Genomic DNA, 12,618 nt, shown 5'->3' on the forward strand with positions numbered 1-12,618 from the left:
TGCCATGACTACGTGTAAAACCGTGCCCCTTCGCAAAAAAATGACGCTTCTTCTTACGTCGCTGGCGGCTGCCCTGCTGGTGTCTCAGGGGGCTTTGGCAGCGGATGCTGCTGACCTGAAAACCACCCTCACGCCCCTGGGCGCCGAGCGGGCTGGCAACGCCGACGGCAGCATTCCTGCCTGGACCGGGGGGTTGACCAAAGTCGACCCTGGCTACAAAGAGGGCGGCAAGCGCACCGACCCTTTTGCCGCCGAGAAGCCGGTGTTCAGCATCACCTCGAAGAACATCGGACAGTACGCCGACAAAGTCACGCCGGGCATTCAGGCGATGTTGAAGAAATACCCGGACAGCTATCGACTGGACGTTTACCCCACGCACCGGACAGCTGCAGCGCCACAGTCGGTGTATGACGCCACCTATGCCAACGCAAGCAAGACCCGACTGGTCGACAGTTCAGCCGGTCTGATTCCCCAGGACGGTGAGGGCGGCATTCCCTTTCCTTTGGCGAAGGACGGCGTTCAAGCCATCTGGAACCATTTGATGCGGTGGCGCGCCGCGTCGTGGCATACGGATTTCTCCCAATACCTGACGACCTCCGATGGCAAGCATGTGCTGACCAACGATTCGCGTGCGGACTATCAGATGCCCTGGTATTTGCCGGACGGCGGGAAGAAGGACGGCACCTTCTGGAGCATTCGCATGATCAACGACGGCCCGCCGTTGCGCGCCGGTGAAGCCATCACGGGCCGTGAAAACGTGAATGCCGACAACACCGGCGCCTGGACGTATTTGCCTGGCCAACGGCGCGTCCGCCGTCTGCCCAACGCGTGCTGCGACACGCCGACACCGGCCACTGCCGGTGTGATGAGCTTCGACGAGCTGTACGTCTTCACGGGCCGGGTCGACCGTTTTGACTGGAAATTGGTGGGCAAGAAGGAGATGTACATCCCCTACAACTCCAACAAGGTCTTCACGGCTGCCAGTCCCGAAGCCTTGCTGGGTGATCACCACTTGAATCCCGATGTACTGCGTTGGGAGCTGCACCGTGTATGGGTCGTTGAGGCAACGCTCAAATCCGGCAAGCGTCATGTGATGCCACGCAGCACGTATTACCTGGACGAGGATACCTGGGCCGCGGTGCTGGGCGAGCGCTATGACGCTCAGAACCAACTGGCCAAAGTGCTGTGGACCACGCCGGTCGTGCTGCCCGATTTGCCGGGTGTCGTGACGGTGACCAACGGCTTCTACGACTTGCTCTCCAGCACCTGGTTCACCGGTGACATCTTTGCTGGAAAGAGTGAGCAGTATCGCGTGGTGCAGGCCTACAAGGATTCGGTGTTCACGCCGGACGCCCTGGCTGGCGAAGGCGTGCGCTGATATGAACGGCAAACGTTGGCTGGCCCTGTGCCTGGTGGCGGTCGTACCGCCGCTGCTGGCAGCCCCTCCTGTCGATGTGCTGAGTCGCCCGGCAACGCAGTCAGTGCAGGCGCTGCACGGCGTCATGCAGGCCATTACCCGTGCAGGGGATCGATTGGTCGCGGTGGGAGAGCGTGGCACCGTTCTGCTCTCTGATGATAACGGCGCGAGTTGGCGTCAGGCGGCGGTCCCTGTGAGCAGTACGCTGACCGCGGTGCAGTTTGTGGGGCAACAAGGTTGGGCGGTGGGCCATGCCGGTGTGGTGCTGCACAGCACAGACGGCGGAGAGCATTGGGCGCTTCAGCTGGATGGGCGTGTTCTCGCCGCGCTGGAACTGAAGGCCGCGCAGCAGCAAGGCGACGAACGTCGGCTCGCCGCTGCACGGCAAGGGGTCAACGATGGCGCGGACAAGCCGCTCATGGCGCTCAGCTTCACCGACGCGCTCAACGGCATCGTCGTGGGTGCCTACGGACTGGCGCTGACCACTCACGACGGTGGTCAGACGTGGTCATCGCTCATGGGGCGTCTGCCTAATCCTCAAGGGCTTCATCTGTACGCCGTCGCACAAACAGGCGGTCACGTTTACGTGGCGGGTGAACAGGGCCTGTTCCTGCGATCACTCGACCATGGCGAGCATTTCGAGGCGGTCGATACGCCTTACGAGGGCAGTTATTTCACCCTCGCCGTACAGGGCGATGGCTCCGTCTGGGTCGCGGGCCTTCGCGGCAAGGTTTTCCGGGTCGGCAATGACGGACAGACCTTCGCCGAGGTGGTCAACCCGCTTCTCGTTTCCATCAACGATATGCGTCTGCTCGGTCAGCAACTTGTCCTGGTCAACCAGGCGGGCGGCGTGTTGCAGGCATCGGCTGATCGCACCCATCTGGCTCCACTCGCGCTGCCACCCGGACCACCCCTGACGGCCATCGCCCAGGCGGCCGACGGCACCCTGGTGGGCGTCGGTTTTGCCGGACCTGCGCGCCTGGCCACGCCCTTGAACGCTGTGGAGTAAGCCCATGCATGCCGCGAACCCACCAGGCTCGATGCCCTTGAATGGCAACCTTGCCGATTTCGATCAGCGCTCTGGCTCTCTGCTTGAGCGAGCGCTGTTTAACCACCGTCGTATCGTCCTTGTGCTGTGCCTGTTGGTCACGGCGCTGTTGGGCTGGCAAGCGACACGGCTTCAGCTCAACGCCAGCTTTGAAAAGATGATCCCGACCGATCACCCCTTCATCGCCAACTATCTGCAGCACCGCCAGGAGCTGTCGGGTCTGGGTAATGCCGTGCGCATCGCGGTCATCAATACCCGCGGGGGGATCTACGACGCGCATTACCTGGAGACCCTGCAAAAACTTAACGATGCCGTTTACCTGCTGCCGGGCGTGGACCGTGCATTCATGAAGTCGCTGTGGACGCCCGCCACCCGATGGGTAGGCGTGACCGAAGAGGGGCTGGAGGGTGGACCGGTCATTCCTGACGGGTATGACGGTTCCGCCGCCAGTCTGGACGCACTCAAGCGCAATATCGAACGCTCCAACGAGATCGGGCAGTTGGTGGCGTTTGACCAGCAATCGAGCATCCTTTACGTGCCGTTGCTGACCACCACTGCCGATGGCCGAGCGCTGGATTACACGGTGCTCTCGCAGCAACTGGAGGCGCTTCGGGCGCAGTATCAGGATGTATCCATCGAGATTCGCATCACCGGGTTCGCCAAGGTGGTCGGGGATCTGATTCAGGGGCTCAGGCAAATCCTGCTGTTCTTCGGCGCAGCCATTGCCATCACCGCGGCGGTGCTCTACTGGTACACCCGGTGCCTGCGCAGCACGGTATTGGTGATGAGTTGTTCGCTGGTGGCGGTGGTCTGGCAGTTGGGCCTGCTCCCTCTGCTCGGGTTCGAGCTGGACCCGTATTCGGTGCTGGTGCCTTTTCTGATCTTCGCCATCGGCATGAGCCATGGCGCACAGAAAATGAACGGGATCATGCAGGACATCGGCCGGGGCATGCACCGGCTGGTGGCCGCGCGTTTTACCTTCCGCCGGTTGTTTCTGGCCGGGCTCACGGCACTGCTGTGTGACGCGGTGGGCTTTGCGGTCTTGATGATCATCAAGATTCAGGTCATACAGGACCTGGCGGTGATCGCCAGCATCGGCGTGGCGGTGTTGATCTTCACCAATCTGATTCTGCTACCGGTGCTGCTGTCCTATCTGGGCGTGAGCGCAGTGGCTGCCAAGCGCAGCCTTCGCAGTGAGGAGGCCGACATGGCGGGCGCGGTGCGCCATCCTGCCTGGCGTTTCCTCGACCTTTTCACGCAGCGACGCTGGGCGGCGACTTGCGTGCTGATCGCGTCCGTTCTGGCGGTGGCGGGTTATCTGGTGAGCCTGCACCTCAAAGTGGGTGACCTGGACGCCGGCGCCCCTGAGCTGCGCGCCGACTCCCGATACAACCAGGACAATGCCTATTTGACGCAGCACTACGGCGCCAGCAGCGATGTCTTTGCGGTCATGGTCAAGACGGCCCCAGGGGGCTGTTCCAGCTACGACACCTTGCAACGGGTCGATAACCTGGACTGGCAATTGCGCGGCCTTGCGGGTGTGGATTCCACCAACTCGCTGGCGCTGCTTAACCGTCGGGTGCTGGTGGGCTTATCCGAGGGCAACCCCAAGTGGTACGAGCTGCTTAACAACCAGGCGACCCTGAACATGGTCACGGCCGGCGCGCCGCGAGGCCTGTACAACGAAGACTGCAGTTTGCTGACCCTGTACGCCTTCCTGACCGATCACAAAGCCGACACCCTGGAACGCGTGGTGTCCAGCGTTCAAGGCTTTGCGAGAGAAAACGACAGCGACCAGGCGCAGTTCCTGCTGGCGGCCGGCAGTTCGGGCATCGAAGCGGCCACCAACATCGTGGTCAAGCAAGCCAGTCACGAGATGCTCTGGTGGGTCTACGGCGCGGTCTGTCTGCTGTGCCTCGTCACGTTCCGCAGCTGGCGGGCCGTCCTTTGCGCGGTCTTGCCGCTGATGCTCACGTCCATTCTGTGCGAAGCATTGATGGTGTGGCTGGGGATCGGGGTGAAGGTGGCGACGTTGCCGGTGATTGCCCTCGGTGTAGGCATCGGCGTCGACTATGCGCTGTACGTGATGAGCATTGTCCTGGCCGAAATGCGCCGTGGGTCGACCCTGTCCCAAGCCTATTACCGAGCGCTGCAGTTCACCGGAAAGGTCGTGATGTTGACCGGCGTGACGCTGGCGATCGGCGTCGGCACCTGGATGTTTTCACCTATCAAGTTCCAGGCGGACATGGGGGTGCTGCTGGCCTTCATGTTTGTCTGGAACATGGTCGGCGCGTTGGTCCTTCTGCCCGCGCTGGCGTATTTCCTTCTGCCACAACGGCCGGTGCGGGTGAACACACCGGCGCCTGCAACATTCGCTGCCCGGCGTCCGTTGAAGCACAAGGCACCACAACGTCTGGAGGTGCGTCATGACAGCTGAACCACGCTCTGCGGGTATGCCGCAATCCGTCTTGCTGCTGCTGGGCAGTTGCCTCCCGGTTCTCGGGGCGGTGTTGCTGGCGCCTGTGCTGCCCCGCATGCAGGCGCACTTTGCCGAGACCCCGGGTGCGGCTGTGCTCGTGCCGGTCGCGCTGACCCTTCCCGCGCTGATGATTGCCGTCCTCGCGCCATTTGCCGGGATGATCGTCGATCGCGTCGGGCGCAAGCCGCTGCTGCTGATGGCGATGCTTCTGTACACCGTCTGCGGCACCTTGCCGCTGTGGCTAGAGTCCTTGGAGGCCATCGTGATCAGTCGCGGGGGTATCGGACTGGCTGAAGCGGGCATCATGACCTGCTGCACCACGCTGATGGGGGACTACTACCAAGGCGGGCGACGTGAGCGATTGTTTGCCCTCCAAATGGTCGCGACCTCGTTGTCTGCCGCCCTGTTCATGGGGGTGGGGGGCTACCTTGGACAGGACAGCTGGCGCACGCCATTCAGTTTGTATTCGGTGGGTCTGGTGTTTTTGCCGCTGATGGCGCTCTGGCTGTGGGAGCCGGTATCGCAAAAGGTTTCCGAGCAAGGCGGGGCACCGATGCCTTGGTCGAGATTGCGACCGCTGTTGGGTCTGGCCTTGTTGGCTGGGTTGAGCTTGTTCATCGTGCCCGTGCAGGCCGGATATCTGCTCAATCTGTTGGGCGTCGACTCACCTCAACAAATCGGCATGACCATGGGCGGAAACCAGTTGGGCGTTGTGCTGGGGGCGCTGAGTTTCCGGCTGATTGGCAGCACTCGACCCGCCCGTTTGTTGCTGCTGGCATTCGCACTGGCCGGCACCGGCGGATTACTCATGGCGGCGGCAGGATCACATCGAACGCTGTCGATGGCCGTTTTCATCAACGGCCTGGGCATTGGCCTGCTGTTGCCAACGCTGATCACCCGGATCATGGCGCTGGTTGATTTCAACCAGCGGGGGCGGGCGAGCGGCTTCTTCACCGCCGCGATATTCGCCGGTGAATTCATCAGCCCGCTGGTGGTGCTGATGATGACGCAAGGCGCCAGTTCGGCGTTGCCCACAGCGCTCGCCATCATCGGCGGCCTGCAATGCGTGATCGCGTTGTGCTGTTTGAAAGTTTCCGCTCCGGTTGCGATAGGAGAACAGGCATGAATCAGGACCTGTTCAGCCTGGCCGGAAAGACGGCGCTGATTACCGGCGCGACCCGTGGCATCGGCTTGGCGATAGCCCGCGCGTACGGGCGGGCCGGAGCCCGTTTGGTGATCACCAGCGAGAACATTGACGATTGCCGGCACGTTGCAACTACCTTGTCGCGCGAAGGAATCGACGCATGGCCCATCAACGCGGACCTCGGGCAACAGACCGACGTCAACGTGTTGGCCGATGCCGTCCTGGATCGCTTCGGAGGGCTGGATGCGCTGGTGTGCAATGCCGGGGTGGCCCCGCACATGGGGCCGCTGGCGACGGCTTGCGATCGAGATTGGGACACCACACTGACCATCAATCTGCGCAGTGCGCTGTGGCTTACCACTGCCCTGATTCCCTCGATGGCGGCGCGTGGCGGAGGCAGTGTGGTGCTGATGGCAAGCATTGCGGGTGTGCGCGGAAACAAGTCGCTGGGTCTTTATGGCTTGTCGAAAGCGGCACTGGTCCAACTGGCGCGAAACCTTGCGGTGGAGTGGGGGCCCGCGAACGTCAGGGTCAATGCCATCAGCCCCGGCGTCATTCAAACCGAATTCGCCCGACCCCTCACCGACTCTCCAGCCCTCATGGAAAAACGCCTGGCGCTCACCCCCTTGCGGCGGGTCGGCACGCCTGAAGAAGTCGCCGGGATGGCGCTTTTATTGGCGACAGCGGCGGGCGGTTTCATGACAGGACAAAACCTCATCATTGACGGTGGCACCACCGTTGGCGATGGCAATTGAATAAGGACGGCCAGATGAAAGAATTACCTGCCTTCAAACGCGTTGTCACCGGACATACCCCCGATGGACGGGCCACCGTGAGTCATTGTGCGGCGGCGCCCAACACCTTTGCGCTGAAGTCGGTGCCTGGCACCGTGTTCCACGAAATCTGGAGCACCGGGTCCAGCCCGGCGATGATCGACAACGGCGACGATCCCACCGCGCGTCCCTTGCACCTGAGTCCTGCTCCACTGGGCAGCCTGATTCGAGTCGTGGACATCCCGCCCGACAGCGTGCAGAACGCGATCAGCGACGAGGCCGCCGCGGCTGCCTTCGCCGAAATTGGTCAGGCGCATGCGGGTACGGGACATGCGGACGCTCGCCACAAGCTGATGCACCGCACTGAAACGGTGGATTACGGCATTGTCACCGAGGGCGAGGTGTGGCTGGTGCTGGACAACGAGGACGTGCATCTGCGCCGGGGCGACGTGGTGGTCCAGCGTGGTACGAACCATGCCTGGAGCAACCGGACCGACGCCATGGCCCGAATGGTGTTCATCCTCCTCGATGGCCAGTTCGCACAGGTGTTGCAGTCATGAAGCTGGCAACGCTGCGTGACGGCAGCCGTGACGGTTATCTGGTGGTGGTGTCGCGCGATTTGCAGCGAGCGGTCGCCGCACCGATTGCAACGATGCGCGACGCGATAGAGGACTGGGAGCGATCCGAACCGGTGCTGAGGACGTTGTTCTCGGCACTGGAGGCCGGGACCGCGACAGGCGCCTTCGCGTTCGACCCGGCCAGGGCGATGGCACCCTTGCCACGGGCCTATCAATGGTGCGATGGCTCGGCGTTCCTCAACCACGGCACCCTGATGCAGAAAGCCTTCAACCTTGACCCTATCGAAGGTGCCGATCAGACGCCGTTGATGTATCAGGGCGCCGGCGATGACTTTCTCGGCGCACAGCAGGACATCTGTTTGCCGAGCGTCAGCCAGGGAATCGATTTCGAAGGTGAGTTCGGTGTACTGCTCGATGATGTGCCTCTGGGCTGTTCGGCCCAGGACGCACTCAGCCATATCAAGCTGCTGGTGCAGATTAACGATGTCAGCCTTCGTGCCCTGGCGCCGCGCGAGATGAAAACCGGCTTTGGCTTTCTTCATGCCAAGCCCTCTTCCGCGTTCGCCCCGGTTGCGGTAACGCCTGATGAATTGGGTGATGACTGGCGCGACGGGCGTGTGCAACGGCCGCTGAATGTCGAGTGGAACGGCCAGTGGTTCGGCAACCCCCACGCTGGCGAGATGAATTTCAGTTTTGGAGCGTTGGTGGCCCACGCCGCCTTCACCCGCAAGCTGGGGGCGGGCACGTTGATTGGATCGGGCACGATCTCCAACAGGGATCGGGCTGCAGGTTCTGCGTGCATCGCCGAGCGACGCGCCATTGAAATGATCGACCACGGCGGCGTGCGTACGGCCTTCATGCAATTTGGCGACCGCGTGAAAATGGAGGTGTTCGGCGCAGACGGCCAGTCGATCTTTGGCGCTATCGATCAACGCGTCGTTCAAGCCAACGGCTGAGGGGCTGCCATGCGTGTATTGATAACCGGCGCCAATGGTTTTGTCGGTCGGCACCTGACGCTGCAGTTGCTGACGCGAGGTGCGATTAAGGGTAGGGCGATCGACACGCTTCTGCTGCTCGATGCCCAACTCGAGGGCTTTGCGTCAGATCCGCGGATTCGTTTGCACAAAGGCAGCGTGACCGATGCCGCCCTGATCCGACGGGTCTTGGCGGACGGTGTCGACGTCGTATTCCATCTGGTGAGTCTGCCGGGCGGCGCGGCGGAGCAGGACTACGACGTGGGCTACCAGGTCAACCTGATGGCAAGCCTTGAGCTGCTGGACCAACTGCGCCGTCAGCCCCGGCCGCCGGTGCTGGTGTATGCAAGCAGCGTCGCGGTGTACGGCGCTCATTTGCCCGACCGCATGGGCGAGGATGCATCGACCCGGCCTCAGATGTCCTACGGAACGCACAAGTTGATGATCGAGACTGCGCTTCGCGATCTGGCACGGCGTGGCGAGGTCGATGGTCGCGCGTTGCGATTGCCCGGCATCGTTGCGCGCCCCAGGCAACCCAATGGACTGCGCTCCGCGTTCATGAGTGACCTTTTGCAGGCTTACGCCGCAGGAGAGGCCTACACCTGCCCGGTCAGTCCGCAAGCCACCGCCTGGTGGATGTCCGCTCACTGCTGCGTCAGCAACCTGATTCATGCCGCAGAACTGCCGTCGCTGTCGTTCGATACCGAGCGGGTCTGGCAGCTGCCCGTGCTTCGTCTTTCCATCCTGCAAGTCATTGATGCACTGGCCGGCCGGTTTGGAGAAGCGGGGCGGGGACGTATCACGTTCGAACCCGATGCACACCTTCAGGCCTTGTTTGGCGCGATGCCTGCGCTAAAGGCGCCACGGGCTCGTGCTGCTGGCTTTAGCCATGATGGCAGCGCCAGCGCGCTGATCCGCAATGCCCTTAACCTGACTGCCGTGAGGAAATCTCTGTGAGCACTACAAAGCGCCGCCTGGTCGACCTGTCCGTCACCCTCGAGAACAACCCCTACACCGATCCGCCACCGCTGCTGCCAAAAATCGAGTACATGGACCATCAACAGGGATGGCCTGAAATGGCCGCGATGTTCCCGGGGCTGCGTCTGGATCAAATGCCCGGCAATGAGTCCTGGGCGGCGGAGCGTCTGCAGATCACCACGCACAGCGGAACACACATGGATGCGCCCTGGCACTACGCGTCGACCACGGACGGCGGTCATCCTGCGTGGGGGATCGATGAGCTGCCGCTGGAGTGGTGCCTGCAGCCCGGCGTGAAGCTTGATTTTCGTCACTTGCCTGACGGGCACATCGTCACTGCGCGCGAGATCGAGGAAGAACTGGCCCGCATCGGTCACAACCTTCAACCGCTGGACATCGTGCTCATCAACACCCGAGCCGGCGCGTTGTTCGGTCAACCAGGCTATCTGGATGCAGGCGTGGGAATGGGGCGTGAAGCAACGATGTATTTGCTGGAGCGCGGGGTTCGCGTGGTCGGGACAGACGCCTGGAGTTGGGACGCGCCGTTCAAGTACACCCGTGAGCGTTTTGCCCAGACCGGTGATGCCGCGATTATCTGGGAGGGGCACAAAGCGGGCCGGGACATTGGTTATGGGCAGATGGAAAAACTGGCCAACCTCGAACAGCTACCGGCCCATGGCTTTCAGGTGTCCTGTTTCCCCTACAAGATCAAGCATGCGTCGGCCGGGTTCGTCCGGGCGGTGGCGATATTCGACGAGTGGGTGGTGTCGCCATGACTCGGAGCAGCGCCACGTTTCCGAAAAATGCCTGGTATGTCGCGTGTACACCTGACGAAATCGCTGAAAAGCCGCTCGGGCGGCAGGTATGCGGAGAAAAGATCGTCTTCTACCGTGGCGTCGACAATGGGGTCGCCGCCGTGGAGGATTTTTGCCCTCATCGCGGCGCGCCGCTGTCACTGGGTTCGGTCAAAAATGGAAAGCTGGTCTGCGGCTACCATGGCCTGACGATGGGGGCTGACGGCAAAACGATCGAGATGCCGGGGCAACGGGTCGGGGGCTTTCCTTGCAACAAACGTTATGCGGTGGTCGAGCGTTATGGTTTTGTCTGGGTGTGGCCAGGCGATCAGCAGGCTGCTGATCCTGCATTGATCAGGCACCAGGCATGGGCGGAAAGCGAGGAGTGGACGTATGCCGGTGGAATGTTCCACATCCGCTGCGATTATCGACTCATGATCGACAACCTGATGGACCTCACTCACGAAACCTATGTGCATGCCTCAAGCATTGGCCAGAAGGAAATTGACGAGGCAGTGCCTATCACCAAAGTCGAGGGTGACGAAGTGGTGACCGCGCGCTACATGGAGAACATTACGCCACCCCCTTTCTGGCGTATGGCCCTGAGAGGAAACCACATGGCCGATGATGTTCTGGTGGATCGTTGGCAGATTTGCCGGTTTAACCCTCCCAGCCATGTCCTGATAGAAGTGGGCGTCGCCCATGCGGGAAAGGGCGGCTATCACTCAGATCCGCAGCACAAAGTCTCCAGCATCGTGGTGGACTTCATGACGCCGGAGACCGAAACCTCGATCTGGTATTTCTGGGGAATGGCCCGAAATTTCAACACGCGCGATGAAGGCCTGACAAAAGCAATCAGGGACGGCCAGGCGAAGATATTTTCAGAAGACCTCGAGATGCTCGAGCAGCAACAGCGCAATATTCTGGCTCATCCGGACAGGTCATTGCTGAAACTCAACATCGATTCCGGCGGGGTGCAGTCCCGCCGGATTCTGGAGCGGCTTGTGGCGATGGAAAGGGTGGAGGAAAGCTGATCATGCTGCACAGTGTGTCTGAAAGCGCTGCTGTTGCGCCGGGCGATCACTGATCAGAACTTCAGCTTCCCCCAGATCAACCCTATAACGGCAGCGACCGAGGACGCCGCAAGCACGCTGAGTTTGGCGGAGGACAGCAGGGCCAGGTCCGAAAAGGCGAGCGAAGCGATAAAGATGGACATGGTGAATCCGATGCCTGCCAACAACCCCACCAGAGTGACGCCTTTCCAGGTCACGCCATCCGGCAGTTCGCAGATATTGAGTTTGACCAGCGCCCAGCTGGCCAGCATCACGCCCAGCGGCTTGCCGAGCACCAGTGCCAGGATCACGCCCAGGAAGACGCTGTGCGACACCGCATCGTTCAGGTTGGCACCTGCAAGGCTTACCCCCGCATTGGCCAATGCAAACAGCGGCATGACGCCATACGCCACCCAAGGGTGAAGGCCGACCTGGATGCGTTGTACCGGCGGCAGTACCTCGCGTTCAGCGTGACGTAGCTGTTTCAACGGTTTGGCAACGGCCTGCGGGTTGTCTCTGGCTTGAGAAAAACGGTCCATCAGTTCATGCAAAGTTCGCCCGATGGTGTCCAGTGGGCGCTCTTGGGCTGGCTTGGAATTGACGGGCGCCATGAGGCCCAGAATGACGCCTGCCAGCGTCGGGTGCACGCCCGTTTTCAACAAGCCAAACCAGACAATTGCGCCGGGTAACAGGTAGGCGTAGGCCTTACCGATGCCCATTCTTTGGAACAACAACACTAGCAACAGTCCAGCAGCAGCAACCACCAGACCCAGGTAGTCCAGACTGGCCGTGTAGAACACTGCGATGATAAGAATCGCGACGATGTCATCAATGATTGCCAGCGCCAGCAGCAGAATTCGCACACCTGCTGGAATCGACTTCCCCAGCAAGGCGAGTACGCCCACCGCGAACGCAATGTCGGTAGCCGTCGGGACAGCCCACCCGGTACTGGCTTCAGTGCCATGGTTAAGCAGCGTGTAAATGAGGGCTGGCATCATCACGCCGCCCAACGCGGCGCCAAGCGGCAGAGTGGCGAGCTTCATGTTGGCCAGCGCGCCGTCTCTGATCTCCTGACGTATTTCCGCCCCGACGACGAGGAAGAAAATGGTCATCAATCCGTCGTTAACCAGAAAGTGCAGAGAACGTGACAGCGTGAAATCACCGAGCCCTACTGTCAGCTGGGTGTTCCAGAAATGCTCGTAAGATTCGGCAACCGGACTGTTCGCCCAGATCAGGGCAGTCATCGCAGCCAGTAAAAGAACGATGCCACTGACGGCTTCGATGTGCGAGAAGCGTTCCAGTGCTGACAGCGCACGTTCGGTGAGAACCTGAGGACGGGGAATAGCAGTGGACGCCGGTTTTGTGTGGGGCACAAGCATTC

Annotated in this window: 11 protein-coding genes; 10 read left to right on the forward strand and 1 reads right to left on the reverse strand. The window is 61.4% G+C overall.

Annotation, left to right across the window (positions count from 1 at the left end; translation table 11 throughout):
- Positions 1–40: 40 nt before the first annotated feature.
- From ABDX87_RS23980 to ABDX87_RS24025, 10 genes are read left to right on the forward strand one after another with little or no spacing between them, the layout of a single operon-like run.
- The gene (locus ABDX87_RS23980; protein WP_346830112.1) at positions 41–1,378 is read left to right on the forward strand and encodes a DUF1329 domain-containing protein; all 1,338 of its coding nucleotides are present in this window, start codon (positions 41–43) and stop codon (positions 1,376–1,378) included.
- A 1-nt stretch (position 1,379) separates the two neighbouring features.
- Positions 1,380–2,426 (forward strand): WD40/YVTN/BNR-like repeat-containing protein, encoded by a 1,047-nt coding sequence (locus ABDX87_RS23985; protein WP_346830113.1) that lies wholly within the window; start codon positions 1,380–1,382, stop codon positions 2,424–2,426.
- A gap of 4 nt (positions 2,427–2,430) precedes the next feature.
- Positions 2,431–4,902, forward strand: coding sequence for an efflux RND transporter permease subunit (locus ABDX87_RS23990; RefSeq protein WP_346830114.1), 2,472 nt, complete (start codon positions 2,431–2,433; stop codon positions 4,900–4,902).
- Positions 4,892–6,070: an MFS transporter gene (locus tag ABDX87_RS23995; protein WP_346830115.1), complete on the forward strand. Its 1,179-nt coding sequence runs from the start codon at positions 4,892–4,894 to the stop codon at positions 6,068–6,070. Before ABDX87_RS23990 ends, ABDX87_RS23995 begins: the two co-directional genes overlap by 11 nt.
- A complete protein-coding gene (locus ABDX87_RS24000) occupies positions 6,067–6,843 on the forward strand; it encodes an SDR family NAD(P)-dependent oxidoreductase (RefSeq protein WP_346830116.1) in 777 nt (258 codons plus the stop codon). The genes ABDX87_RS23995 and ABDX87_RS24000 overlap by 4 nt, the downstream gene beginning before the upstream one ends.
- Before the next feature lie 14 nt (positions 6,844–6,857).
- Complete coding sequence (locus tag ABDX87_RS24005; protein WP_346830117.1) at positions 6,858–7,421, forward strand: cupin domain-containing protein; 564 nt, start codon at positions 6,858–6,860, stop codon at positions 7,419–7,421.
- On the forward strand, positions 7,418–8,395 hold the full coding sequence (locus ABDX87_RS24010; RefSeq protein WP_346830118.1) for a fumarylacetoacetate hydrolase family protein: 978 nt from the start codon (positions 7,418–7,420) through the stop codon (positions 8,393–8,395). The genes ABDX87_RS24005 and ABDX87_RS24010 overlap by 4 nt, the downstream gene beginning before the upstream one ends.
- 9 nt (positions 8,396–8,404) lie before the next feature.
- On the forward strand, positions 8,405–9,370 hold the full coding sequence (locus ABDX87_RS24015) for an NAD-dependent epimerase/dehydratase family protein (protein WP_346830119.1): 966 nt from the start codon (positions 8,405–8,407) through the stop codon (positions 9,368–9,370).
- Positions 9,367–10,167: a cyclase family protein gene (locus ABDX87_RS24020; RefSeq protein WP_346830120.1), complete on the forward strand. Its 801-nt coding sequence runs from the start codon at positions 9,367–9,369 to the stop codon at positions 10,165–10,167. The genes ABDX87_RS24015 and ABDX87_RS24020 overlap by 4 nt, the downstream gene beginning before the upstream one ends.
- Positions 10,164–11,219 carry an aromatic ring-hydroxylating dioxygenase subunit alpha gene (locus ABDX87_RS24025; protein WP_346830121.1) on the forward strand — a complete coding sequence of 352 codons (1,056 nt, stop codon included), beginning with the start codon at positions 10,164–10,166 and terminating at the stop codon, positions 11,217–11,219. Before ABDX87_RS24020 ends, ABDX87_RS24025 begins: the two co-directional genes overlap by 4 nt.
- A 53-nt stretch (positions 11,220–11,272) precedes the next feature.
- Here ABDX87_RS24025 and nhaA read toward each other — a convergent pair whose 3' ends face one another.
- On the reverse strand, positions 11,273–12,616 hold the full coding sequence (gene nhaA, locus ABDX87_RS24030) for a Na+/H+ antiporter NhaA (RefSeq protein ID WP_346830122.1): 1,344 nt from the start codon (positions 12,614–12,616) through the stop codon (positions 11,273–11,275).
- Positions 12,617–12,618 lie beyond the last annotated feature (2 nt).

Source organism: Pseudomonas abietaniphila, from assembly GCF_039697315.1.
Lineage (GTDB): Bacteria > Pseudomonadota > Gammaproteobacteria > Pseudomonadales > Pseudomonadaceae > Aquipseudomonas > Aquipseudomonas abietaniphila_B.